The following is a 26,967-nucleotide window of genomic DNA, read 5'->3' on the forward strand; positions in this document are numbered from 1 at the left end:
GGGATCATTCACAAACTACGTGATACGTAGTGAATGTGAACCAAACCACCTTGGACACTAGTCCAAGTGTAAACGTTATCCGAGTCACGACACCTTTGGATTAGCCAGTCTTACGGCTCTGTCACCACTAGTTAAACATTCCGCAAGGAAAGTGCTTTTGGTCTAACAAGCTCGGATAACCAGGTTGAGGCAAACATTACTTACTTGTAGGAACTGGTCAAACCGACCAAACTAAAACCTTGTCCAACTTCGTTTTTCTCATTGATTCCAACCAAACCCCGATGAATCCAATTCATCCAGCCCATGCAAAAGAACTCCTAAACAAGAACAAAGCTGCAGTATTTCGCAGATACCCGTTCACTTTGATCATGAATCGGGTTGTCGAAAACATTGTCACTTACCCGCTCGCTTTGAAAATAGACCCAGGTTCTAAAACAACGGTGCGATTCGTTGGCTTGAAACTAGAAGCTGCAATGCTTTAGAGGATTAGCCGCTAGGAACGAAGAGGACTATACATCCTCATCCGAACCTTGACAACTTAACGACCATGAGGGTGAGTCTTTGACAAGTCCCTCCCCGAAGGTACATCGGTGACGGCACACAGCGCCCCTTTAAAGGGGAGTTTCCCTACCCCGGAGACTAGCTATCAATGGAGGTAAAGCGGGAGTGAAAGCGGTTAATTAACTGGGAATCCGACTTGGTTAAACTTGCAAGCCAGAGCCTATGAGTAGCGGTCATCTACCAAGGTGACAGAGCGAATGGTGTGATTGAACCATCGTCATGGAGAACCAGCAAAAACGGATTGATTAGCTGGGAGAGACAAATGTCCGAGGATAAGAGGGTTGGCGAACAGTTGATCGACCAACAAGTACCCCCAATAAACCCGGTGGACCAGCACCAACTCTAAAGGTTCAAAGAAATGCTCAATTGGTTAAGAATAACTCAATTGCAGTAAATGGTCGTTAGGAACGAAGTAACCCACTTGTTTGTTCTCAGGTGGTCGATACTGAGTAGGTGCTAACCACAAACTTCGAGATGGGTAGGATTGAATCTCAAGCGAATGCCTAGAGTAATGTCTAGGATATGCTGACAGATTCACGATTAGATAGATGTAAAGTTGTAAGTAGCAATGAATAAATCTAAAACGCGAGAACCCAATACAAAATCAAGTGAAAAGGAAACTCCCGCCCTTCTGGAAAAACCAATTTGCTCGAATGAGAATATGGACTCGACGGTGGAGTGGAAGAACATTCCTTGGCGCAAAGTTGAGCGAGTGGTATTTAAGTTGCAAAAACGAATTTACAGAGCTTCTGAGCGTGGTGATGTTAAAGCAGTTCGCAGACTCCAGAAGACTTTGATGAGGTCTTGGTATGCAAAGCTTCTAGCGGTCAGACGGGTTACTCAGGATAATAAAGGGAAGAAGACGGCGGGTGTGGATGGAAAGAAATCCTACAACCCATCCCAGCGACTTCAACTTACAAAAGAACTGAGATTAGGCTCGAAGGCAAAACCGACCAGGCGAGTATGGATACCCAAGCCTGGAAAGGAGGAGAAAAGACCTTTGGGGATACCGACAATGTATGACCGAGCTTTGCAAGGGCTTGTCAAACTGGCATTAGAACCAGAATGGGAAGCGCTCTTTGAACCTAACTCATACGGGTTCCGACCAGGACGTTCGTGCCACGACGCTATCGAACAAATTTACACCGCAATCAACCAGAAAGCCAAATATGTCTTAGATGCTGATATAGCGGGTTGTTTCGATAACATTAGCCATTCAGCACTGTTGAAAAAACTGAATACATTCCCTACCATACGACGACAAATTATAGCATGGTTAAAAGCGGGAGTGATTGATTGGAGTGGCTACGCCAATAGAAAAAAGGGCTACAGTGCAACATCTCAGGGAACACCGCAAGGTGGGGTAATATCACCTCTACTTGCGAACATTGCCCTGCACGGCATGGAAAATCGGATAAACCAGTTTGCCGACACGCTTCCCACAAGAAGCGGATTCGGTAAAAGGGATAACCGAAAAAGTCTAACTTTAGTTAGATACGCCGACGACTTCGTAATTCTCCACGAAGACCTTGCCGTTGTTCAAAGGTGTAAAGATATAATCTCAGATTGGCTCAAAGGCATTGGACTTGAATTGAAACCAAGCAAAACCCGCATATCTCACACTTTCATAATACATGAAGAAAATGTGGGTTTTGACTTCTTAGGATTCAACATTAGACAATATCTAACTGGGGATAACCGCTCGGCTAAAAACACTAATGCGGAGTCACTTGGTTTCAAAACAATCATCAAACCTAGCTCAAAGAGTGTTGAAACACATTACAAAAGGATAGCCAGTATCATCGACGACCATTCGGTAGCGCCACAAGAGGTGCTAATTACCAAAATCAATCCGGTAATTAGGGGATGGGCAAACTACTATTCAACAGTTTGCAGTAGCAAAACCTACTCAAAATTGGACAGCTTAATGTGGAACAAGCTCTGGGCATGGGCAAAATATCGCTGCCCCGACACAGGGAGAAAAGAAATTGTCAATAAATATTGGCGTTCTTTAGGCGATGACAACTGGGTATTTGCCACCGAGCGGGACACAAATCCCCTGCTTTTACAGAAATACGCCAAAGTAGAAATACAGAGGCATATTAAGGTAAAAGGCAAATCGTCACCGTACGACGGAAATCTGGTGTACTGGAGTACCCGAAAGGGAAGCAACCCGGAAATGCCTGCAACAGTCGCAAGACTTCTAAAGGAACAGAAGGGTAAATGTGTATACTGCGGACTGTACTTCCGTGAGGAAGATGAAATTGAAGTTGACCACATTGCCCCCAAAAGAAAGGGTGGCTCGAATAAGCGGAACAACCTTCAAGCAATTCATAAACACTGCCATGACAATAAGACCAGAGAAGATGGTTCTTTGGACAGGAGTACCCATGTCAAACGGGCTATTTAATTGAGGAGCCGGATGATGGGAAACTATCACGTCCGGATTTGTAGGAGAGTTGGGGCTGGTGACAGTCCCCTCGACTCCATCGGTATCGCACTAGTCAATAACCGCGATGAAGTTATTTGGGGAATGGAACTACACCATCGAGGTCAGCAAATCAAAGATAGCTTGGAAACCCGCAAAGCTGTACGGAGAGGGAGACGTGCCAGACATACTCGTTACCGTCAAACAAGATTCCTTAACCGTACACGTCCCGAAGGTTGGCTCAACGCTCCCTCACTACGTCACCGCGTTTTGACTATTGAAACTTGGGTAAAACGTCTCATGAAGTTTGCACCCATTGTTACTTTGACTCAGGAGCTTGTTAAGTTTGATTTGCAAGCAATGCAAAATCCTGAGATATTCGGTACTGAGTACCAGCAGGGGACGTTGCATGGTTATGAGTGCCGCGAGTACTTGTTAGAAAAGTGGAATCGTCAATGTGCGTATTGTGGTATCAAAGATGTTCCACTCGAAGTTGAACACATCCAACCCAAGTCAAAAGGTGGGTCAGATCGTATATCTAATCTTTGTTTGGCTTGCCATAAATGCAACCAAAACAAAGGAAATAAAGATGTCAAAGAATTCCTAAAAGGTAAACCAGAGGTATTGAGCCGCATTCTCAAACAAGCTAAGTCACCACTAAAAGATGCTGCGGCGGTCAACTCTACCCGGTGGGCATTACTCAAAGTTTTAGGACGATTTGGTTTGAAAGTTTATGCCAATTCAGGAGCAAGAACAAAGTTTAACCGAATCAAGCTGGGATTGCCAAAAGCACACTGGATTGATGCTGCTTGTGTTGATTTTGTAGAAAAACTGATAATACTGACCACTAAGATATTAACGGTTAAGTCAACTGGAAAGGGGACTAGGCGCTTATGCCGCATCAACAAATTTGGTTTTCCGTGTTCAAATCCGCGCACTAGTTACGAGCATGGATGGAACACGGGAGACGTTGCCACGGGTAAGGGTGTAACAGGTCGAGTCGTAGTCCAATCAAAGACAAGACTGGAAATCAGGATTGACGGGAAAAGAATCGGCGCTCAATTGTCAGATTTCAAAAAGTTGCACTGCAAAGACGGCTATTCCTACGCTTGACTACGAAACACTACGATATTCCGTGGTTAGATGCATCGGCTGCCCAGAGAATGGACAACCTTTTTTCTAATGGTGTCAACGGTAAACAACAACAAGGAAATTACAACTGGTTTACCTCGCTTCCATTAGGAGCAGCCTGAGGCAGTATGGAACGCTCATCGTCTGGAATCCGTGTAGGTACACCTAAATGCTTACGAGCATGTTCCTCTGCTAAGTTCCGGTCTTGTTCATTGTGAAACTGTTGCTGATCCAGAAGATATTGACTACGTGCCGCTTGATCGCGACTTGGCATAGAGCCATTTTTCCATTTGTACTTAAAGCCCATGAGCAAGCAATCCCTTAACGCTCATCTGCATTTAATCTGAATTACTGAACCGAACGACTCTAGCGCCGGGTAGAGTTAAAAACATAATATCATCCTAAAGATAGAGGAGATACATACATCGAATAGTAAAGTATTGTGTAGAAAGTTAATAATTTCTTAATATTTACAGGATTTTTTTAATGAATAGTTCCCAACCTTTGCCAAACTATACAGTAGGAACTACAGACTTCATTGAAGCTAAGTTCGTTTCGCTTTTCCCTTGCAACCGGATAAGCGAGGTGCAACAATGTTTGTCGAAAAACGAAAAAGTGTCTAGGTACATGGATGAGTTGGAATTCCTAAACGGTTTGCGAGTGCTGGTAGTAGATGACGATGTTGATAATCTGGATTTGATCAAGTTCATTCTTGAAGAATACAAGATAGAAGTAATTCTGGCAACATCAGTTACTGAAGCGCTTCAAGTCATGATGTGGTTCAACCCCGATATTTTGATCAGCGATATCGCTATGCCAAACTGTGACGGTTATTCGCTGATTCGTTCTGTTAGAAACCTCAGTGAACACGTAAGACATATTCCTGCCATAGCTTTGACAGGACAAGCCTCAGATGAAGCACGTAAACTGGCTCTGCAGCAAGGGTTTTCTATACACATCAAAAAGCCATTTGATCCAGATGAATTAATTATCCTTGTTTCAAAGCTTGCTGAAAAGGCTTCCCTCAAGAGCAGTTGCAGTAATAGTAAAGTTGAGCTAGAAAATTATGGAACAAAATTTAGTTTTAATGTTGCCTAGCTGCAATACCTGGCTTTGTTCTATATAATTCCTATTTGATTTTTACTCAGCCAGGTACACTTTTATCAGTTATCAGTTACCAGTTACCAGTTAAGTAGGTAGGCGTGAATAAACCGTACTATGTAACAGAATGTAAATAACGCACTGGCTCCCCTCCCGCAGCGTGCTTACTCACCAGATGCCGTGAGAGCGGAAACCCTCATCAAGCACTGGTCTCACCAAATAAAACCGGATTCCTATACCACTTAAAGCTGTAACCTTTGTCTGTCAAGCCTGAGGCTGTATAGTTGCACTAACTGTAATCTTGAATAATAAGTATAAATACTTGCATTTTGTCAAAATCCATTTTTCTGGTAAAATATAAAGAAATTATTAAAAATAATAGGTATTGATCATGGATAATAAAAAAGGCAAGGGCATTAATGTCTCAACCTTACGTCAGGTATGGTCTGTCGTTGAACAGACTCACACCAATGTTCTGCTCAGATTAAATGATGCGGATTTGGTTAAGCAATTGTTGGGGGAACTTGATAGGTTGATAGTGCTCAGCGGTGAGGAGACTAGCAGCGTAAGCGCCTACCTTTACTCCAGAACTGCGTTAATACGTGATTTAGCTCAAGCACGTTTAGCATAGTGGATGGCTTCTGTTATGGGAAATCAAAGCCTGTACCTAGAAGTAGAGCATTTAAGATTTCCTTAATGCTTAAAAAGATAAAGTATTGTGGGACACGCTACGCCTATCTCCTGCGCAGACGCGATCATCGCAAAGCGACACCCTCTTGCACCGCTAATGCCCTCTTGACGTGCGCTTGCGCTTACGTCAACAACAAGATTCCCGACTTCTCAAAGAAGTCGGGAATCTTAACCTTTTTATTTTCACAAATAAAATAGGATGACTATCATTTAAAAAGTTATAAGAATTTAGCAGACTAACTATTATATAGTCTGAAAATAGAAATAACCCGTTGCAAGAGCGTGTTTTCTCACCTTATAGGTTATGCAAATTTATTTAGATTACAGCGCAACTACTCCCACTCGCCCAGAAGCAATAGCCGCAATGCAAGCAGTCTTAACTCAAGATTGGGGTAACCCCTCTAGCTTGCATGAGTGGGGACAACGGGCAGCAACGGTTGTGGAACAAGCAAGAATGCAGGTGGCTGGTTTAATAAACGCACCTGATCCTGAATCTATTATCTTTACTTCTGGTGGTACTGAAGCAGACAATTTGGCGATTATGGGAGTTGCCCATTTGTATGCCAAGCCCCAACACATGATTATTTCCAATGTTGAACATTCTGCTGTGGCCGAACCAGTACGTTTGTTGGAGTTGTGGGGTTGGCAAGTGACTCGCTTAAGCGTGGATGCCAAAGCAAGAGTAAACCCCCTAGATTTAAAAGCAGCGTTACAAGATAATACCGTGTTGGTCTCGGTTATTTACGGTCAAAGTGAAGTTGGGACGTTACAACCAATTGAAGAATTAGGAAATATAGCTCGTCGTGCAGGTGTTTTGTTCCATACAGATGCTGTACAAGTGGCAGGGCGCTTACCTATAGATGTGAAAAATCTGCCCGTAGATTTACTCAGCATTTCTAGTCACAAAATTTATGGCCCACAAGGTGTTGGGGCGTTGTATGTGCATCCTCGTGTAGAGTTGGTTCCTTTACTGGGTGGTGGGGGACAAGAAAGACGACTACGTTCTGGAACGCAAGCAGTACCCATTATCGCGGGGTTTGGGGTTGCAGCAGAATTGGCAGATCAAGAATTGCCAACAGAAACACCTCGGTTAATCAAGTTACGCGATCGCCTGTTTGCCCAGTTAGCTGACATTCCTGGTTTACTCCCCACTGGCGAACGCACGCACCGCTTACCTCACCATGTCAGTTTTTGCTTAGAACACGCTGATGGACAAAAACTCAGTGGCAAAACTTTAGTACGACAAATGAATTTAGCTGGCATTGGTATCAGTGCTGGTGCTGCTTGTCATAGTGGTAAACTCAGCCCTAGTCCCATATTATTAGCAATGGGCTATCCAGAAAACGTGGCATTGGGAGCTATCCGCATGACACTAGGGCGCGAAACAACAGAAGCTGATGTCGATTGGGTAGCAATGGTGTTAAGGCAAGTTTTGCAGCGACTATCACCTGTAGAATTGATTGTTAGTCGTTAGTTAAATCAGTGAACAGTAAACAGTGAACAGTGAACAGTGATAACTGATAACTGATAACTGGTAACTGATAACTGATAACTGATAGTTTATCTGCGTCGAGGATGCGCTTAAAATCTAAAAATTCAAAATCAAAAATTATTTAGTATGACTCAACTTCCAAACTCTCTTGAAGATGCAATTGTTCAAGCCGGTGAAGCAACCAAAGCAGCACTTGCAGATGGATATAAGCGCTTACAAGTTGAAATACTGATTCCAGAACTCAAACCTATGCTTGTGGCAGAGCAATTTATGCCACTTTTTGAAGAATACGGTTCTGGCTTGAAAGTTTTCTTTCCAGATGCTGGTGGTGCAGCGCTTGCGAAGCGTGATTGGGCTGATGTGTCGTTTAAGATTTTTGATATTGGTACAGGAAAATTATCTATGGAGGACAAAATTGAACCAGAGGATGAAATTTTCTTTCTTATTGGTCCGACTGTGGTAGAAGTTTTAGAGGTGGAAAAGATCGCTCAATTGGCGGGCGATCGCCCAATAGTGATATTAAATCCTCGTTTAGAAGATTTAGGGGTAGTAGGCATTGGTTATACTGCGCGTCAAGTACGTGAGCGTTTCATCAAAACAATAGAATCTTGCTATTATCTCCGTCCCATTGATGACGAGAGTGCTGTATTTCGCTCTTACCCTGGGGTATGGGAAGTTTGGCTGCAAAAGAGCGATGAGTATCAAAGGATTTCCGAATCTCCGCAAAAGGCATCTGGTGACGAGTTGGATGCAATTTTAGCGAAGGCACAGTCTAAGTCAGCTACAGTAGATGCTTCATCTGCGAAAAAGCCCAATTTGTTTAAAGGTTTACAACGTTTCTTACGGGCGTTGAGGAATTGATTTGTTCCTTATGCCTGCGGCACGGCTACGCTCCACAGCGGGGCTAGCACTGCTGCCAAAGGCAGATCGCAATAACCCAAGGTTTTTTGTCCCAGGCAAACAGTGAACTGAAAATCAATAATTAGAACAAATAATAATTATTCTTATTATCATTGTAGCTTATTTAGCTCAAATACTTTATAAGCTTAAACTAAAATTAACCTTTTCTTTGACTATTGTTTAAGTCTGAAATGAGCAATCTATATTACGCTTAATTTGTATTGATTTATCTGTTTGAATGACATTCAAACAGGTAATGGAATGAGCAACTAGTTAATATAAATTCTCATGTAAAAATATTAAAAAGTATTGATTTTTCTGTGAAATATAAGGACTGATTTTCATCAATTACTTCAATAACTTGCAGACTAAATCAACAAATGTATAACAAGAAGCTCTGGCAATAAAATCTCTAAGCTTGTCATATAAATTTCTCATATTTCGTCTTATTTACTTTAGTACCGGAGTCATTTACATGGCAGATAATACTTTGGATGGGATCTCGACCGTAGGTAGCGGTTCCCAAGGTAGGAACGCGATCATTAATCTAAAATATAAAATCCAAAATGGTATGAGAAATTTGGCGAGAACTTCTTGGACGAAGAAATATTTTTGGCGATTGTTCGCTGCATCGTTTTTTGTGATGCTGCTGGTATGGGGAAACTGGAACCAACATGGTACTCAAGGTCAGACTGCGAGCAAACCTCAAGTTCCCAAAGTTATTTTGATTTCCCTAGATGGTGCAACACCACAACTGATTAACCAATACCTTGCTGACGGAATACTTAGCTCAAGTCAGGGTTTAGGACTACTGCAAAGCCAGGGAATTGTTGCTCAGCAGAATATCACGATTACCCCATCCCTAACTGCCCCTGGACATATTGCGATTGCAACGGGTTCTTCTGCAGCAAAGAACGATATCAACGCCAACACATTTCATCTGGTTGCTAGTCCTTTCAAAGACAATATTAATGGTTTTAATGCTCCCATCGGCGGCTACTCAGCAGGTATTGATGGACCTGCCCAAAGCACAGAGTTGACAGCAAACCCACTTTGGTTATCGTTACGAGAAAACGGTAAAAAGGTTGTTGCTGCCACATTTCCGGGAGCAGATGGGGTAGATATCACGGTACCAGGATTGCCCAATAGCCCGATTGTGCAACCAGCGAATAAGAGAACCGTAGACTATACAGTACCTTTTGGAACTTTTGCTGGAGTTGGGGCGCAAGGTTTTAACCTGACAGCAACAGACTTTTCTCCCGCTTCCAAGTCAGTGATTAACCAACTCAAAGGGGCTGGGAAAGTGTCCTATAGCCGAATTTTAAAGACAAATAAATCCTTTGATAAGTTCACAGTTAATGGCGTCACTTACGACATCCAAGTCGTTGCGATCGACACAACTAAGGATAGTAAAGTTAATTACGACACGTTAGTCTTCTTTGATGCCAACCAAGGTATTCAGCCGGGTCCCTTCAATTTACCATCCACTGGACCTGCTTATGTGCGAACAAGTGAGCAAAAGTCTAGCCCATTCTACTTGGAAGGTAGCTCCAGCAAAGCAGGAACCGCTTTTTACGTCAGTACCCTGGCTCCTGACTTATCTACTGTACGCTTTGCTCGTTACTCTGCCAATTACATTCCGCGCAACGCAGCAGTGCTAGCAAATGTGGATGATATCAACAATAATGTTGGTTTCTGGAGAAATCAGGCAGACTACCGCATCACTGAACGACTCAGCCCCGGATTTGAAAATTTTTCTGATGAAGAATTAGAAGCTATCTACGAAGACCAGGTTCAGAATTTTGTTGATTACCAAACCAATGTTGGTTTACGCGCAATCACTCAGAATCCCAATGCTGACCTAGCAATGATCTACATTGAGCAACCTGATGGATCACAACACCAGTTCCTGGTTACCGACTCACGTCAAGCAACTAACCCTCGCGACCCCAACTCTATTGCAGCAAATCAGGATCAACAGAAGATTGCCCGTTACGACGCTTATGTAAAAGCAGCTTACCAAGTTGCCGATCGCGCAATTCAACGTGTTATTGATGCGGTTGGTACTGATAGCCAAGGCAGACCTAACAGTAATATCATCGTCGTTTCAGACCATGGGTTTGCTGCTTTCCATACATCGGTCGATATCAATAACTTTCTCAAAAACAATAACTTCGATTCTAACAAGGTAAGAGCCGTAAGTTCTGGTCCTGCGGTCAATATCTACTTCAACCTACAGGGACGGGAACCTAATGGCATCGTTACTCATGAAGAATACGTTACCTTGCAACAACAAGTAGCAAATGCACTCAAATCTTTTGTAGATAACAATCCCAACTACAGCTACGGTAACAGCGTCCATATATTTGATAAGGTTTACACCAGACCTATCCCTGAAGATCTGAATGACCCCTCGTTTGGCTTTACCACGAATGAGTTCATTGGTCAAGATGCAGGTGATGTTTTTGCCCTACTAACACTGGGATATAACTTCGATGGTATTCAAACGCCAGTTGTGCAGCGCTTGGGAGATGATCCTTCTAATAGTTCGGTGTTATCTGTGCCCAATTTCTACGGCGCACACGGCTACGACCCCAATCTGCCGAATATGAGTGCGATTTTGTTTGCAGCTGGTCCAGATTTTGGACACAGCATGTTAAAACAGGTTCGCAACATTGATATTGCGCCTACAATTGAGTATTTGTTGAATGTTCAACCTGCTTCAACTGTACAAGGTAAATCTATCGTCAATTAATCAAATATAGGACTTACGGAAAAACCCTTTTAAACCCTCTTACCTTCTGCTGGCGGTGTTAGCACTTATCTCAACTACCAACAAGTAGGTAATACTAGCTACTTTTATGCTGCTGGCTTTGGCGATCGCACTGTCGGCTTAACGACTTTTCCAGAGTCAGTCACTTCAGTGATTTAGTATTTTGACCATAGTGAAGAAAGCAAACTCAGCGTAGCGTAGGGTGGGCACTCTTGCCCACCTTCTTATTTGAGACTTTCACAGGACTTACGCACGAACAACGTAACCATAGTCATTAGACTTGGTACTCAAAGATTTAGAAGTTGTTGAGTTCAATTTCCAATTCAAAGCGTTCTAGTTCTAATTTCTCTAGATCGTCTTGGATGTCTTTGAACGTTTGGTAAGCTTGCGTCGTTAGAGTAGTTCCACTGCCAATCAAAATGTCAGCCCCTGGAATAGCATGGAAAAACAGCCAAGTACCTATACCAAAAGCTACAACCCCTAACGAACCGAATCCCCCAGAAAGAAGGAGCAAGTTTCGTTGCTTTTTGGCGATTTGACGGTTGATACCTTTGATACGGGCTTTTATAGCAAAGGTTTTATTCTTAACTTCTTGGGAAGACATAATACACCTGGGTTAAGGTAGTAAATTTTTGTTCAATTACTTATCTATGTGCCCCTAAAATCCTTATGCTATGGTCAGACAAGGATGTTGGACTTGTGTAAGATTTAAATAAAAGCTGCATTGAATCTATGGCAAGGTCACTCCGAGCATCAGAAGCAGGAATTAAAAAAGCTGAGGAGGCATTTAAACTTAAGGGGTGGACGCAGGATCATCTAGCAGGACGCGCTGACTGTACTCGTCAAGTTGTGATTAACTTCTTTGCCAAACGACCTGTTGAAAAGAAGTTGTTCCAAAATATTTGCAGTGAACTCAATTTGGAGTGGGGTGAAATTGCAGAACTGGAGCCAGGGGAAGAAGAAACAGGTAAGACTGTTGATATTAATGATTTAGTGAAGACAGCACGAGAAAATATTCGCGACAGCATTGATAAGCGATGCAGCACCATGCGAGTGCTAGATATGAATCAGCCAATCGGCTTGGATGATATCTACACGAGCGTCAACATTCTTGAAAAAATCACCGGACGCAGACGGCTAGAAATAGCTGAACTTCTCCAAGGTTTATCTATTGAGAATTTTGAGCGATTTAGTTTGGGTGATGTGCGTGAGAAAAGAGTTCCAGATCTAGATGCAGTGAACAAGCACTCAAAGTTAATGATTTTGGGTAAACCAGGTGCAGGTAAGACAACATTTCTCAAATATTTGGCACTCCAATGTATTGAAGGTAGGTTCCAAGCAAATCACATTCCTTTGTTTATTACACTCAAGGAATTTGCTGAACTACCTAATCAACCAAACTTATTAGAATATTTAATTCAACTGTTTGCAAGCTTAGGAATTGCACCCAATACAAAAATCAAAACAGGATTTTTGGCATCTTTTTTAAACAGGACCACTACTGACACAAATCAGTTAGTTGACTTGACCGCTGTGGAACAACTGCTCAATCAAGGCAAGCTGTTGATATTGCTAGATGGACTAGATGAGGTGAGAGAAGCAGATAATAAACGGGTTTTGTCACATATTCGAGATTTTACAATTCAATACCATAAAAACCAGTTTGTCATTAGTTGTCGAATTGCAGCACGGGAATACACTTTTGAGCAGTTTACTGAAGTTGAAGTTGCAGATTTTGATGAACAACAAATTCACAGCTTTGCTCAGAAATGGTTTAAAGCAAAAGACGATGTAATTAAAGCTGAACGATTTACTGAGAAGTTAAAAGATGATAAGCCAATTCAGGAGTTAGCAACAAATCCATTGTTGTTAACACTGTTGTGTTTAGTGTTTGAAGAATCGGGTAACTTTCCATCCAATCGCTCCGAATTGTATAAAGAGAGTTTAGATGTACTGCTCAAAAAGTGGGATGTGAAACGAAATATTGAACGAGACCAAGTGTATAAAGAGTTATCTCTAAAACGCAAAGAAGATTTGCTTAGTCGAATTGCCTTAGAAACTTTTAAGCGTGGTGACTACTTCTTCAAACAAAAAGAAATTGAAAGAGAAATTACTCAATACATCCAGAATTTACCAAATGCTAGTACAAATCCAGAGGCACTGCAACTAGACAGTGAAGCAGTGCTTAAATCAATTGAAGCTCAGCATGGATTATTTGTAGAACGAGCAAGAAGCATTTACTCTTTCTCACACCTGACATTTCACGAGTATTTCACTGCAAGAAAGCTTGTGACTAGTGCTAATCCATATGCAACAAATGATAAAGCATTGCAAGCCTTAACCACCCATCTTACTGAAAAGCGTTGGCGGGAAGTCTTTTTGTTAACAGTAGGGATGCTGGATAGTGCAGATGCTTTGTTGCAGTTAATGAAAAATACTATTGATGCACTCTTAGAAAAAGATGAGAAGCTACAGGAGTTCTTCGCTTGGGTTGAGCAAAAATCCAGTTCTGTAGAAACGTCCTATAAACCAGCAGCTGTTCGCAGCTTTTACGTTTACCTCGCCCGAGGTCGAGGGCGAGCCCAAGACCGAGCCCTCAACCGAGCCCTCAACCTTGCCCTCTACCTCAACCTCGCCCTCGACCTCGACCTCGCCCTCGACCTCGACCTCGCCCGAGCCCTCGACCTCGACCTCAACCGAGACCTCGTCCGAGCCCTCGACCTCGACCTCGCCCTCGACCTCAACCGAGACCTCGTCCTCGACCTCGCCCTCAACCTCGCCCTCAACCGAGCCCGAGCCCTCAATCGAGCCCTCAACCGAGCCCGAGCCCTCAACCTCGTCCGAGACCTCGCCCGAGCCCTCAACCTCGCCCGAGACCTCGCCCAAGCCCTCAACCTCGCCCGAGACCGTAATCTTAAATTGCAGCAGTTGCTTCAACAACTCGAAAACCAACTCCCCAAACACAAGAACGATTTAGAAGCATACGTATCTTGGTGGCAGGCAGAGAGTCAAGCTTGGACTCAACAGTTAAGAACTGTGATGATTGAGTATCGCAATATTGGTCATGACTGGCAGTTTAGCGACTCCCAAAAGAAACTGTTGATACAGTACTTAGACGCGAATAAGCTACTAGTTGATTGCCTCAACAGCGATTGTTACGTGAGCCGCAAAGTGCGGCAGGAGATTGAGGATACATTGCTATTGCCAGTAAAAAAATGACATTTACTAACAGCAGAAAAAGCGTTGTGTGGTGTTGTCGTAGCACAGAAACAAAAATTGCGCCTACAGGTGTAGGGGTAGTAATTGGTGGGGGCTTCGGGGTAGGGGTGTAGCACGCGCGAAAATTCTCCCTTTCCCCCCTACACCCTTACACCCCTATACCCCTACACCCCTTTCTTGGTCAATTAATCAAAAATATTGCTTGAGTATATACATAATCGCCGCAGAGAACGGCATGTGTCTTCCATCAGCATCTGGTTTTTCATAACCCTGAGCAAGAAGTTGTATTTCTGTAGCTGTCAACCCGTCAGTAGCTAGCAGTGTAGCATCAATAGCTGCACGCCTCATCTTTCTCAACTTATCAATGCTAAGTGCTAGTTTTTGAATTGTGGTTTTAGCGGCGGCTTGTTTATCGTGATCATCTGTTGGCAAAATTTCTCCAAAACCAGAGTACTTAAAGTAATCTACACATTTTGGATCTAAGGGGGAAATCATCAGTTCTTCATCAAACCAAGCTTGTTTTTTGTGTCCACAATGCACTGGTACACGAGGTCTGTGTTCATCTTCGCCTTGGCATGAAGCGATAAGATTGGTGTACTCAAATGTGAAATCTCTATAAACACTCTTGGGTCTAAAATGTTCAATGTGGCATTGCTTTCTGGCTATAGACATACCACAATAGCAACAAACAAAACCTTGCTCTTGTAGTAGTGAATAATAGACTTCATTTTTAACTGGTTGTGGGAAGGATTTCCAGTCGGGTGTTCGGTTACCCAGTTTCTGCTTCCATTTGGTTAAGCTATCTGGTTCTTTACTCTTTTGAATATACTTCATCGATTGAGAATTTCCTTGCGTCGAATAAGGACATCTGCTCTCACAAATTCCGGATCGTCTTCTCCAATTTCATCAGCTAAATTTTGGCGCAATTGCTTAGCGCGATCGAGATGTCCCTGGTCAATTAATCTAAACAAATTCTGGAGATTTTCTTTGATTTCTTGAGGTCTTTCTGATACCCCCATGAGGTCTTCTAGAATTTGATTGCTATCTCTGCCAAACGAGTTTTCCGGACGTTCAGCAACGATACCATCAGGTGTTGCTTGCAGGAGGTAAATGCTGTCTGGTTTTACATGACTCACCACTTGTGGTGAATGGGTGGTGATAATAAACTGACAATTGGGGAATGTTCTTATCAAAGCTGTAATCACTTGCCGTTGCCATTTGGGGTGCAGGTGTAGTTCAATTTCATCAATGAGAACAATACCTTCCCCTTCGAGTGGATTATCTAAACTTGGGTTAGCAATTGCCAAGCGCCTTGCCAAATCACCCACCATTGCTAGCAAGCATTTTTCGCCATCAGATAATTGATTAACGATGAGTTCTTGACCTTGTTTTTTGATAGTCATTCGTAAGGGCGATCGCTCAACTCGTAAATCTGAGAAATCTGGTTGTAAAGATGATACCGCCCCTCTTATTGCTTCTAACTGCTTATCTCGATGATTCGGATTATCCCGTCGCAATTCATTTTCCAAATCTTCGCGGTTTCTAAACCATTCAAAGAAACTTTTGAAGTCAATCCTTCCACCAGTCAGTGCTTGGTCGTAGGCATTTCTTTGGGTAAATAAATGTTCTTCGGAAATCTCCAAAGGCATATCAAGAACTGCGCGATTGACTGGATAATAAACGGCCAAAGGAATACTAGCGTTATCATTATTTACTAACTGATTGTTTATGTCGTCAACCAGTGTTTGTAAATCTTTTAAAGGGTCTTGACTCACTTCATCAGCTTTTATCTGACTGAGCACTATTGAGGCTGCTTGTAAGGCGTTTGTAACTTCGTCTCCATATCCAAGCTTTTCTATGCGTTGCTGACTAATACCATCTATCAAAGATTTGATAGCCTCTAATCGGACTTCACCCGCACTTTTAACCGATTTGCCCTCTTTACGTTCCTCACTTAAAGACCAGGTAATTTCTTCTTTTGGCTGCGGAGAAATTATTATTGAAATCTCCATGTTTGGGCTTTCATTCGTGATATCTTGTTCACTTAATGAACGTGTGGAATGACCATGTTGAATTTGCCCGGTAAACTGGGATAAAAGAATTGCAATACAGTCCAAAATACTAGATTTTCCAACACCATTGATACCAATAAGTACAGCTGGCTCAGTTTCCGGCAAATCAAGCGTCAAATCACCTATTCCACGGAAAGAATTTATTTTTATACGCTTGACTTTCATAAGTTGTTACTCATTGAGGTTGCATAATATATTTTTTGTAGAAATTAGGGTTGGGACTATTTTGAAGCGCAGAGTTACACAGAGATACACAGATAACTTATTTGTGTATCCCTGTAGTTTTATATTCCCAAAAATTACTCAGACAAGAAATTTAATAATTAAGCTGATTTGAGTTGAATAACACCTTTATCAAAAACGCTATTGTCAGTACCGATTCCACTAATTTCTATTCTATCTGCATAAACTTCGTAGGCAGCAAAACTTAACTTTTCTGCCGAATATTCTGTCCATTCGGAACGACCTACAGGACGAGTTCCGGCACCACCGCCACATATTAAATAAGTTGTTCCATTAATCGAACGAGTGCGTTCATAATGATGCTCGTGACCATTTATATATAGTTGAACACCGTATTTTTGAAAGAGTGGAGTAAAGTTTTTAATAAAAGTTGGATTGCTACCATACACACCCGATGCATAAACCGGATGATGACCATACACAATTTTCCAAGGTGCTTTAGAGGTGCTTAATTCTTGCTCCAACCATTTTAGCTGCTTTTGCCAATCAGCGTTGGTGTTCGTATCTAAAACAAAAAATTGCGCATGATCGCGTTGAAATGTGTAATATCGTCCCTTCATATTAAAATTGAGATACTTTAGTTGAAGGTCGCCGTTTGCGGTACGAATATCGTGATTTCCGAGAGCAGCCTGAAATTTAACACCTTGCTTTAATAATGGTGCATAGGGACGCTCAAATACCGCACCAATTTTTTCCATTTCACCATTGGTGTAGATATTATCACCAGCTAAAACCACTAAATCATAGGGATTTTTACTGTGATAGTTAGTCATTGCTTTAGCTACAGCATATTGTCCTTGATCTCCAGTACCTGTATCTGCAACAGAAACAAAACGTAGTAAGGAATTGTTTTTGGCTGGATTAGGGGGTGTAGCCGCTTTTGAGACATCAATTCCAGGAGTTTTGCCAGCTTGACGAGTGACACAACCTATAAATCCTAACCCTATGGTGCTGAGGCTACTGAGAAACAAAAATTGACGACGTTTGAACTTCATAAAATTACTAAATTCAATAAGTAGTAAAGTATAGCCGATGCGATGAAGTGATAAATTAAGGCTGAGGAAGCTGCAGTGCAAGAATAAAGTCTCTTGTCTTTGATTCGCAGCTGTCGGTTAAAGTTCCATGTCTCAAGATAATCAGAATTCACAACCACCATTTTCCCCTGAACCCGAAGCGAATCAGCCGCAACCGAGGGTTGAGTCAGCATCTCAACCTCCCCAAAAACGATACCAGAGAGTCCAGCCAATTTGGAAGGCAATAACTCTGCGAATTCTGAGAGGGACAATTGGGGTTCTAGAAACAACGGTAGACAAATTAGAGACACAACCCTCTATTAGGGATAAGAGAACCCCTGGTTTTTTCCAGAAACTCCAGTTGGCATGGAGTGCTGTTTTAGGCAAAATTCGCTCAATCTTACCAGAAAACTTATCGACAAAGTTGTCAGATACAGCAATAACCGGAATAATTGCTGGAATTGCAGTGATTCTTGTTTGGACAACTTCTACAGTGTTTGGTGGTAAGCCGACTGAAGTCGCAAGTGTTCCACCAGAAGTAGAAACACCTCCATCCGCAACGATAACGACTGCACCAGAGGTAGAAACACTTCCCACACCACCAGCAATCGAAGAAACGCCACCACCAGTAGAGGAAATCACACCGCCACCAACCGCAGAAACTCCACCACCATCAATAGCTGAGGAAACTCCGCCACCAGAACCAGAACTGGAACCAACTCCGACGCCAACCATTATTTTGACACCAGAGCAAACCTTGATTGCAGCTATCGAAAATCAAATAGCAGAGGTGAGCGATCGCTTTGCCTCGGGTTTAATACAGTCAATTAAAGCTAACTTTCGTACCAGTAGTCTTGCTATCACAATTCATGATGAATGGTATAACATAGAACAATCACAGCAAAATAAACTTTTGGCTCAGATGCTAGAACGTTCAAATGAATTGGATTTCATCCATTTAGATATTCTTGACTCACGGGGTAAGCTGGTGGCACGAAATCCTGTTGTTGGTACTGAGATGATTGTTTTTCAACGACGGATTTCACTCATTCCTCAGCGATGAAAACACATAAATCATCAAAATCAAATAACTCAAACTACTTATTTAAAGTAGTTTACAACTATTTTTTGAAACAGCCTCGTTGAAACTGATTTATAAAAAAAACATTAAATTCTGGAGTTGTCGAAACTATTAATTTTAAAATTTCTAACAAACTAATCAGAAATTGATAACACACTATCGTTACAGAGTTAGGTTTCTTTTTACTATTCTACTTGATTATGAAGGTAGAAAAAACAAGATATATGACAGCAAATATATGTAGTAAAGATTACTAAAAAACAGTATTAATCTTTACAGAAAATTCACAACAAATGTCAAAGAGTTTACGGATTTTTGCTGATCAAAAATAGATTTATCGAGCTAATATGTATATACAGACACAGAATTATTCTTCTAAATCTTTCTAGTAAAACACTAATGCAAAAATTATAAAATTTTGTTAGATTGCAGTTTTGAGAGTATTGGTACATCTAATATTTTGTCTGTTTCATGTATCACACAATGACGAGATATGTATTGAGTTGTACACAATCTCATTCAATATTAGATCAGTCTTGCCCACAGTTAGAGGGTTAGTTGGAATGATAGACTCGGAGATTTAAAAGTGGACTTTTAAATCACAATTTATATTGAGTCAGCATAATAAAATAGGATTTTCGTGTAGAGGAAGTAGCTGGATTCGTACTACCATCCTAACTATGCAGTATATAAGTGTTACTAACGCAGAGGGTATTTTCACGGTCGCCTACACTTTCACGATATGTTCACTCACTGCAACCTGTTATAGTTTTGCGGACAGCTAAATGCTATTTCTTTCTTGTCTTTGCAAGAAGCAGTTAGTAACATCATGGAGGGAAATTTCTTTCTTACTAAACAGTAAATGATCGAGTATTTCACCGATAAGTACCGAATGCTATGACACAAAAAGTGGATTTATCAGCAAAAGTGCTCAGTCATTACACAGATTTGTGAGTCGTCTCTAAAAATACACAAAACTTTCGTGGTTTAAAAAACCACTTTGTATTTACTTGTGTCTTGTTGAATTTTTCCCAGTCAAAACGGAAGAGTTATACTGTGTTTCTACTTTTGTGGGGATGGTTTCACTGATTCTACCTTTGAAACAGGTTGTTATTCAAGGCGAATTGAGGTATATTATATGGTTTTTGTTAATCAGTAGAAAAAATTAAAAGAAAATTGCAAATTGTGAAAAATTGTTATAATTTTTGATCATACAGGCATGGTTGAATCATTTAATTCATAGTCCAAATCTTTGTGTGCTTAAGTAAAATGACTTAATCCTATACTTTTAATAGAACAAAATGTTACACAATAACCAAAATCTGTCATTATTTGGGAGAACAAATATTTCTGGGTTTAAAACAGATAAATATAGCGGCTCTCATTTAGATGAAGCTGTGCTTCATCTGGATGCATCTCCTAAAGCCTGCGGTTTATTAACTCTTTGATATATTACACCCAGTAAAAAACCGCTATTATTATGCTCATAAATGAGTTAGATAAGAAATTTTCATCAACTGTTTTAAGTGACAATAAAGTCTTTAAAAAGAGAGAATTAACACCCATAGAAAAACTCTCAACCAAAGCCAAAAAAGCATAATGCGCAAGATATTTTGCTGTTAGTATCGTCGAACAGTCTAGATTGACGATTTCAAAGAATATGATAGTTCTAATGAAAATAACAGCAAACACTTAGATATTGGTGCTTTTACAACGAAACCACAGTTTACCAAAAAAATGGAGTTGTTCAGGAAATGCAGTTAAATGACTTGGTATCGAGCAACAGTGTAGAAAAAGACGCGTGGACAGCAATTGAAAACTCAATTCTCTACTATAGAGGTCGTCCTATAGGAACACTAGCTGCTTCTGATGTAACAATAGAGGCGCTGAATTATGACCAATGTTTTGTCCGAGATTTTGTCTCTTCAGCTTTAATTTTTCTGAGCAAGGGTAGAACAGATATTGTCCGTAACTTTTTAGAAGAAACTTTAAGGTTACAGCCAAAAGAAAGACAGCTGAATGCTTATATGCCAGGTCGGGGTTTAATGCCAGCTAGCTTTAAAGTTGTATGTGACGGTGAAGAAGAATATTTAGAACCTGATTTTGGTGAACATGCGATCGCCCGAGTCACACCTGTTGATTCTTGCTTGTGGTGGGTTCTTTTATTACGTGCTTATGTGGTTGCTACGAGAGATTTTTCTCTAGCATATCAACCGGACTTCCAACACGGTCTAAGATTAATTATGGAACTGTGTTTGGCAACTCGGTTTGATATGTACCCGACGCTATTGGTTCCAGATGGTGCTTGTATGATTGACCGTCGTATGGGTATCTTTGGGCATCCATTGGAAATTCAAGCTCTATTTTTTGCTGCATTGCGTGCTGCTAGAGAACTGCTAGTTTGTCAGGGTAATGAAGATATTGTTACAGCTATTGATAATCGCTTACCGCTTTTACAGACTCATATTCGCCAGCATTATTGGATGGATCTTCATCGTTTAAATAAGATTTATCGTTTCAAGAGTGAAGAGTATGGCAAAGCAGCGGCTAATCCCTTCAACGTATATGCAGATTCACTACCTTATTATGAATTAGACAAGTGGCTGCCAAGAAAAGGGGGTTATCTAGTTGGTAATGTAGGACCTTCGCAGCTAGATACTCGCTTCTTTGCTTTAGCAAACATGATGGCTATTGTCTCAGACCTTACTAGTGAAGATCAATCACAAGCAATTATGAATCTCATCGAAGAAAGATGGGAGGATTTGGTGGGAGATATGCCCATGAAAATTTGTTTCCCAGCTTTGGAAAACGAAGAATATAAGATTGTCACTGGATGTGACCCCAAAAACATACCCTGGTCATATCATAATGGTGGAAGTTGGCCTGTTTTACTGTGGTTGTTATCCGCAGCTGCTGTGAAAACGAATAGAATAGATCTTGCACACAAGGCTGTTGAAATTGCAGAAACACGCTTACATGAAGATGAATGGCCAGAGTATTACGATGGTAAGAAGGGGCGACTCACTGGCAAACAAGCCAGAAAATATCAAACTTGGACAATTGCTGGATTCTTATTAGCAAAAGAACTATTACGCAACCCTAGATTTTTACCTTTGGTCAGTTTTGGATCATTTAGTGTAGAACCTGCTTCTCGGGCTTGTGAGTTTGAAATCGTTGAGACTAACACTCTATATTTTGGTTAAGTTGTGTAACATAACTTAAAGTTTTTTCTCACACTAGGGTGCGTTATGCTCATGCAGACGCACCTCATGACTTCAACGTATTTCACCAATATCGTCAAAACTGCTAACAGACTTGCTACCATCAGCTTGTCCAATTTTGAATTTTGAATGCGTGAATTTTGAATCGCTCACATCCCCCCGTCAACTAGCTTTTATTGCCTTGCGAGACGTTCACAAGGGGGCTTATACTGACATCGCCCTAGACAGAGTGCTTACAAAAGCAAGTCTACCAGATACTGACCGCCGCCTCGTCACACAATTAGTTTATGGCTGTACCAGAAGACAGCGTACTCTTGACGCCTTTATCGACCAATTAGGGAAAAAGAAATCCCACCAACAACCAAAAGACCTCCGCACCATTCTACATTTGGGCTTATACCAACTATGCTTTCAAGAACGAATTCCTGAAAGTGCGGCGGTGAATACGACTGTCCAACTCGCCAAAGAGAATGGCTTTTCTGGACTAACGGGTTTTGTGAACGGTTTATTGCGACAATATATCCGTTTAGAAAACAAAGGAGATAAAGTCTGTGTTCAATCTTCTGACCTGACAGAACGCTTAGGTATTTTATACAGCTTTCCCAACTGGATCATTCAAGTTTGGCTGGAACAATTCGGTTTAGAACAAACCGAACAACTCTGCTTATGGATGAATAAAACTCCAGCCATTGACTTGCGAATCAACCTCCTTTGCACTTCCCTAGAAGAAGTGGAAGCGGCGTTGACATCTGCTGGTGTGGCGTCTCAACGGATTCCCCACCTACCCCAAGCTTTACGATTGATGAGTAACGCTGGTCCAATTCAAAATCTACCCGGTTATAACGAGGGTTGGTGGACTGTACAAGATAGTAGCGCCCAATTGGTTAGTCATTTACTCGACCCTCAACCAGGTGAGGTGGTGATTGATGCTTGTGCTGCACCAGGGGGTAAAACAACTCACATTGCAGAGTTGATGAAGGATGAGGGCAAGATTTTTGGTTGCGATCGCACTCCCTCTCGTCTAAAAAAACTTCAACAAAACGCTCAACGACTGAAGTTAAAATCTATTGAAATGTGTACTGGTGACAGTCGTAATATGCCCCAGTTTCAAAACACTGCTCACCGTGTCCTACTGGATGCACCATGTTCTGGGTTAGGAACCTTGCACCGTCATGCTGATGCTCGTTGGCGACAGACACCAGAAACTGTAGAAGAACTCTCGGTGCTTCAAAAGCAACTTGTTTCACATACATCGACTTTTGTCAAGCAAGATGGTGTCCTTGTTTATTCCACCTGTACACTGCATCCCAAAGAAAATGAAGAAGTCGTTTCGTCTTTTCTAGCTGAGAATCCAAATTGGGAAATAGAGCCTCCTAGTGCTGATTCTCCCGCTAGTACATACTCTACTCCACAAGGCTGGATCAAAGTATTGCCTCATCAACAGGACATGGATGGCTTTTTTATGGTGCGCTTAAGGAAAAAGAATTAAAATTATTAGATTTTTGGGTGAAAGCATATGGATAATGAGGAAAATAAGTAAGAAGACATATTCCCAAGTCCTAATACCTTAAGAAAAATCATGGTTAAAAATTCCAGTGTGAAAAACTTGGTGAAAATCCTGATTGGAGCCGCTTGGATTGATGGCAGAATTCAGCCAGAAGAGAGAGAATATCTTCGCAAAATAGCTCAAGAAAAGGGTATGGCTAACGAACCTGAAATTCAGCCTTTGCTAAATGAGCTAGTTGCTGTAAAGCCAGAAGAGTTTGACAAGTGGGTGAAGGAATATTTAGGCGATCGCCCTAGTGCACAAGAGTGCCAAAATCTAATTGAAGCTATCAGTGGCTTAATTTACAGTGATGGTGAGGTGGCGACAGAAGAAGCAAGACTCCTCACCAAATTACAACAATTATCAGGCACAGGTGATTCAACCCAACCTCGGCATAATGCTGTTCTTAAACAAATTCAGAAGCTTTACCGTCGTTGGGTTGAAGTTCAAAAGTAAAACCAAAATCCAAATCAATAACTCACCAACTCAAAACTATCTAGGACTTCGGCTGACTTGATTAGGGAGTTGGCTATTTCTCACCTTTCGGCTCACCCAGTCCTGGAGTTGAGTCTGTATCAACTTTAGGTACAACATCAGGACGCTCTTTGTCTTCCCAACCTACAGGACGTTTAGAGTTGAACCAAGCAATTGAGCCAATGCTGACAGCAGCAATAAAGCCAATCACATACACAGCGGTGAAAGCAAAAGGAAACTGGTATGGCTCTTTGACTGCTTGCGCTGCTGCTTCCATCAAAAAATACATAAATATAACCCCTCTACAGTAGGCAACTTACATTAGACCCTATAGAAAGAACGTATCATTAACATCCACCGCAGGGGAGAACAGCAGTAGGGAAGTTAGGCAGATCGGCGTTTTTCAAGTCACAGAACAATTTTCCTCACCAGTGCGTAAGTCTCACCTTTAGTTTTGGTTCCCGTCGAGTTAATTGATGATTCGATTTTACGACAATCAGCACTTTGTCAGGCGCAGTGCTGGTTACGCGACTCTACCCAAGCCCAAATCATAGAATGGACTCAAAACCACTCAAAAATTAATAAACAACACAAGCAGATAATTTCGTCGCGTCTCAAAAAATGGTATGCTCACCATAAAAAACCCTTTAGCAAACCAGAGGCTTGGGCTAGTTTTTGTGCGATCGGGCGTTGATATAAGTCCTGCTTAACAATTTCTTTTTGACAAAGAAACAGGTTTTTGTGCTACTCTAGAAATAATGGAAAAGGTGTGCGCAGATAGACCCCTCCTCAGAATCGCGCAATAGCTTGTAAAGGCAACTGGTCGTAAAAAGTATAATGAAAAAGACTAAAGGGAACTCGTCGGAGTTCTGAGAGTTTCACAACAAAGTCAAAAATGCGAGACTCGGCAATCTCCCAGTGTTTCCGTAATCACGGGCAATGCAATTGAAGCATCTTAATATATATGTAGTTAGATAAAACATTCGCGCCTATCCATGAACGAACAGCGCCAGCAAGCTTATCTCAACCTGATTGAAAGACTGCTGAATTGTCCAAGTGAGGAAGAAGCAGAGATTTTAGAGGCGAACCAAGATTTAGTTGATGCTGAATTCTTGGGGATGCTGGAAGCTGTGGCGGAGAATTTCTCACCGCAGGGGGTATGAAAATGTGGAGAATAGGAAATTGGTTGAGAAATCTGGCGATTCAGTTGAGGGAAGCGTTGAACCTAACCCCCCAACCCCCTTCCCTAGTAGGGAGGGGGGAGAATTCAAAGCCTCTCAAAAAGCAGGAGGAGGAATGGAAGCGAGGTTTGCAATCTCTGGGTGAAGAGGAGTTACAGGAATATTTCCAATTTTTGGAGGAGGTACTGCGAGTAACAGCAGAAAGCGAAGGTGACGCGCAGGTAGTTTACCCGTTGCTGGTAGAAAACACACAATATCTCAATCTGAATTTAGCGGAAGTCTTGCGGCGTTGGATGACAAATAAGCTGGCGGAAGTTGAGACAGATGAAGCACAATCCTTCGCTGTAGATATTTTCAATTTTAGTAATCGAATTCAGGAATTCCCCTTGGGTGACAAAGCCAGCAACATGGAAATTGCAATCGCTGGTTATGAAGTTGTGTCAACCGTGTTCACCCGCCAAAGCTTTCCCCAAGATTGGGCGACGACGCAAAATAATCTCGCGGCTGCTTACCGTAACAGAATACACGGGGAGAAAGCAGAGAATCTCGAACGTGCGATCGCTTCTTACACTGCAGCTTTGGAAGTAAGAACCCGCGAAAGCTTTCCCCAAGATTGGGCGATGACGCAAAATAATCTCGCGACTGCTTACCGTAACAGAATACACGGGGAGAAAGCAGAGAATCTTGAGAGTGCGATCGCATCTTACACTGCTGCATTGGAAGTTTTAACCCGCCAAAGCTTTCCCCAAGATTGGGCGATGACGCAAAATAATCTCGGGCTTGCTTACTGGAACAGAATACACGGGGAGAAAGCAGAGAATCTTGAGAGTGCGATCGCTTCTTACTCTGCTGCTTTGGAAGTAAGAACCCGCGAAAGCTTTCCCCAAAACCATGCTGAAACTGCGTTTAATTTGGGTTTAGCTTACATTGATGCTGAACGGTTTGCGGATGCTTACAACATTTTTCAATCTGCCATCGACGCTGTAGAATTTCTGCGGGGTGAAATTGTCTCTGGTGATGAAATCAAACAAAAACACGCGGAAGAATGGAACTCGCTTTATCGCCAGATGGTGGAAGTGTGCCTGGAATTAGGATACGACGATCAGGCAGTGGAATATATTGAGCGTAGCAAAACGCGTAACTTGGTGGAAGTGATAGCAAGTCAAAAGCGTTCTCAGCCATTGCAAGAACTCGACAAAAAAATTGCTGAAGAAAAGCGTCGTCTAGAAACAGTAGAAAACCCAGATACAACAAACCTCAACGAACTTCGTCAACAACGAGAAGAGTTGATCGGGCAAGTCATCCCCTTGAAACACATCCGCTTTGCCCAAATTCAAGAACTTGTGGATGAGCGCACTGCTATTTTGCAATGGTATATTTTTGATGATTGCTTTCGCGTTTTTATCATCACCCGCAACAATCAACAGCCGATAATTTGGCAATCTTCACCGCAAGATGTAGAAGATTTACAGAATTGGAAAGATGAGTATTTAAAAACTTACACTACAAAGAAACCACTCTGGCGATATCAACTCGCTACCAAACTGAGCAAGTTAGCTGAGATTCTACATATTAATGATATTCTCAACCTGATACCATCTTCTTGCCAAGCTTTAATTCTTGTACCTCATCGCTACCTGCATTTGTTACCGCTTCATGCTTTGCGCGTTTCGGGAGAAGGGGAGAGTTATCTTTTGGATAAGTTTTCTGGTGGGGTGAGATATGCGCCGAGTTGTCAGTTGTTGAAATTAGCCACATCTGGGAACCCCTCGCTTTTACCTACGCAAAAATCTTTCCCTCTCCTTACTAAGGAGAGGGATGCCCGACAGGGCAGGGTGAGG

General features: G+C 41.8%; 22 protein-coding genes. 16 read left to right on the plus strand and 6 right to left on the minus strand.

The features are described from left to right. The first annotated feature begins 239 nt into the window (after positions 1-239). The 3 genes from AC5590_RS32310 (at position 240) to iscB (ending at position 4,102) form a co-directional block, all read left to right on the plus strand. A complete protein-coding gene (locus AC5590_RS32310; RefSeq protein WP_169267331.1) occupies positions 240-482 on the plus strand; it encodes an RRXRR domain-containing protein in 243 nt (80 codons plus the stop codon). 647 nt (positions 483-1,129) lie between these two features. Then, positions 1,130-2,971: a group II intron reverse transcriptase/maturase gene (gene ltrA, locus AC5590_RS32315; RefSeq protein WP_169267332.1), complete on the plus strand. Its 1,842-nt coding sequence runs from the start codon at positions 1,130-1,132 to the stop codon at positions 2,969-2,971. Positions 2,972-2,983: 12 nt separating this feature from the next. Further along, positions 2,984-4,102: an RNA-guided endonuclease IscB gene (gene iscB, locus AC5590_RS32320; protein WP_169267333.1), complete on the plus strand. Its 1,119-nt coding sequence runs from the start codon at positions 2,984-2,986 to the stop codon at positions 4,100-4,102. Positions 4,103-4,202: 100 nt separating this feature from the next. On the opposite strand, the gene AC5590_RS32325 is transcribed toward iscB, so the two are convergent. Continuing rightward, positions 4,203-4,427: a bromodomain-containing protein gene (locus AC5590_RS32325; protein ID WP_169267334.1), complete on the minus strand. Its 225-nt coding sequence runs from the start codon at positions 4,425-4,427 to the stop codon at positions 4,203-4,205. A gap of 179 nt (positions 4,428-4,606) precedes the next feature. Here AC5590_RS32325 and AC5590_RS32330 point away from each other — a divergent pair, with 179 nt between their 5' ends. From AC5590_RS32330 to AC5590_RS32350, 5 genes are all read left to right on the plus strand, one after another. Continuing rightward, complete coding sequence (locus tag AC5590_RS32330; RefSeq protein WP_246162881.1) at positions 4,607-5,218, plus strand: response regulator; 612 nt, start codon at positions 4,607-4,609, stop codon at positions 5,216-5,218. Positions 5,219-5,612: 394 nt separating this feature from the next. After that, positions 5,613-5,852, plus strand: a complete 240-nt coding sequence (locus AC5590_RS32335; RefSeq protein WP_169267335.1) for a hypothetical protein — start codon at positions 5,613-5,615, stop codon at positions 5,850-5,852. Positions 5,853-6,215: 363 nt separating this feature from the next. Continuing rightward, positions 6,216-7,385 carry a cysteine desulfurase family protein gene (locus tag AC5590_RS32340; RefSeq protein WP_169267336.1) on the plus strand — a complete coding sequence of 390 codons (1,170 nt, stop codon included), beginning with the start codon at positions 6,216-6,218 and terminating at the stop codon, positions 7,383-7,385. 144 nt (positions 7,386-7,529) lie between these two features. Further along, positions 7,530-8,264 (plus strand): DUF1995 family protein, encoded by a 735-nt coding sequence (locus AC5590_RS32345; RefSeq protein WP_169267337.1) that lies wholly within the window; start codon positions 7,530-7,532, stop codon positions 8,262-8,264. Between the two features lie 514 nt (positions 8,265-8,778). After that, positions 8,779-11,058: an alkaline phosphatase family protein gene (locus AC5590_RS32350; RefSeq protein ID WP_248277349.1), complete on the plus strand. Its 2,280-nt coding sequence runs from the start codon at positions 8,779-8,781 to the stop codon at positions 11,056-11,058. Between the two features lie 313 nt (positions 11,059-11,371). Here AC5590_RS32350 and AC5590_RS32355 read toward each other — a convergent pair whose 3' ends face one another. Next, positions 11,372-11,680: a hypothetical protein gene (locus AC5590_RS32355; protein WP_169267338.1), complete on the minus strand. Its 309-nt coding sequence runs from the start codon at positions 11,678-11,680 to the stop codon at positions 11,372-11,374. 128 nt (positions 11,681-11,808) lie between these two features. Here AC5590_RS32355 and AC5590_RS32360 point away from each other — a divergent pair, with 128 nt between their 5' ends. Then, positions 11,809-14,295: an NACHT domain-containing protein gene (locus AC5590_RS32360; RefSeq protein ID WP_169267339.1), complete on the plus strand. Its 2,487-nt coding sequence runs from the start codon at positions 11,809-11,811 to the stop codon at positions 14,293-14,295. Positions 14,296-14,484: 189 nt separating this feature from the next. On the opposite strand, the gene AC5590_RS32365 is transcribed toward AC5590_RS32360, so the two are convergent. The 3 genes from AC5590_RS32365 to AC5590_RS32375 all read right to left on the minus strand — a co-directional run bounded on the left by AC5590_RS32365 (position 14,485) and on the right by AC5590_RS32375 (position 17,605). Then, on the minus strand, positions 14,485-15,129 hold the full coding sequence (locus tag AC5590_RS32365; RefSeq protein ID WP_169267340.1) for a retron system putative HNH endonuclease: 645 nt from the start codon (positions 15,127-15,129) through the stop codon (positions 14,485-14,487). Further along, positions 15,126-16,532: an AAA family ATPase gene (locus AC5590_RS32370; protein ID WP_169267341.1), complete on the minus strand. Its 1,407-nt coding sequence runs from the start codon at positions 16,530-16,532 to the stop codon at positions 15,126-15,128. The genes AC5590_RS32365 and AC5590_RS32370 overlap by 4 nt, the downstream gene beginning before the upstream one ends. Positions 16,533-16,690: 158 nt before the next feature. Beyond that, positions 16,691-17,605 carry a metallophosphoesterase family protein gene (locus tag AC5590_RS32375; RefSeq protein ID WP_169267342.1) on the minus strand — a complete coding sequence of 305 codons (915 nt, stop codon included), beginning with the start codon at positions 17,603-17,605 and terminating at the stop codon, positions 16,691-16,693. Positions 17,606-17,732: 127 nt separating this feature from the next. Here AC5590_RS32375 and AC5590_RS32380 point away from each other — a divergent pair, with 127 nt between their 5' ends. From AC5590_RS32380 to AC5590_RS32395, 4 genes are all read left to right on the plus strand, one after another. Then, positions 17,733-18,686, plus strand: coding sequence for a hypothetical protein (locus AC5590_RS32380; RefSeq protein WP_169267343.1), 954 nt, complete (start codon positions 17,733-17,735; stop codon positions 18,684-18,686). A gap of 1,772 nt (positions 18,687-20,458) precedes the next feature. After that, positions 20,459-21,907, plus strand: a complete 1,449-nt coding sequence (locus AC5590_RS32385; RefSeq protein WP_169267344.1) for a glycoside hydrolase 100 family protein — start codon at positions 20,459-20,461, stop codon at positions 21,905-21,907. A gap of 151 nt (positions 21,908-22,058) precedes the next feature. Beyond that, positions 22,059-23,414 (plus strand): 16S rRNA (cytosine(967)-C(5))-methyltransferase, encoded by a 1,356-nt coding sequence (locus AC5590_RS32390; RefSeq protein ID WP_169267345.1) that lies wholly within the window; start codon positions 22,059-22,061, stop codon positions 23,412-23,414. Between the two features lie 90 nt (positions 23,415-23,504). Then, entirely contained in the window at positions 23,505-23,927 is a 423-nt protein-coding gene (locus tag AC5590_RS32395) for a tellurite resistance TerB family protein (protein WP_169267346.1), read from the plus strand. Positions 23,928-24,000: 73 nt separating this feature from the next. Here AC5590_RS32395 and psb35 read toward each other — a convergent pair whose 3' ends face one another. Continuing rightward, the gene (gene psb35, locus AC5590_RS32400) at positions 24,001-24,234 is read right to left on the minus strand and encodes a photosystem II assembly protein Psb35 (RefSeq protein WP_169267347.1); all 234 of its coding nucleotides are present in this window, start codon (positions 24,232-24,234) and stop codon (positions 24,001-24,003) included. A 165-nt stretch (positions 24,235-24,399) separates the two neighbouring features. On the opposite strand from psb35, the gene AC5590_RS32405 reads away from it, so the two are divergent. The 3 genes from AC5590_RS32405 to AC5590_RS32415 all read left to right on the plus strand — a co-directional run. Then, on the plus strand, positions 24,400-24,639 hold the full coding sequence (locus tag AC5590_RS32405; protein WP_169267348.1) for a hypothetical protein: 240 nt from the start codon (positions 24,400-24,402) through the stop codon (positions 24,637-24,639). A 301-nt stretch (positions 24,640-24,940) separates the two neighbouring features. Then, positions 24,941-25,108 carry a hypothetical protein gene (locus tag AC5590_RS32410; RefSeq protein WP_169267349.1) on the plus strand — a complete coding sequence of 56 codons (168 nt, stop codon included), beginning with the start codon at positions 24,941-24,943 and terminating at the stop codon, positions 25,106-25,108. A 2-nt stretch (positions 25,109-25,110) separates the two neighbouring features. Then, positions 25,111-26,967, plus strand: a 1,857-nt coding sequence (locus tag AC5590_RS32415) for a CHAT domain-containing protein (protein WP_248277350.1), incomplete at its 3' end; no start/stop codon positions are given.

The sequence above is a fragment of the Brasilonema octagenarum UFV-OR1 genome (assembly GCF_963888615.1).
Classification (GTDB): domain Bacteria; phylum Cyanobacteriota; class Cyanobacteriia; order Cyanobacteriales; family Nostocaceae; genus Brasilonema; species Brasilonema sennae.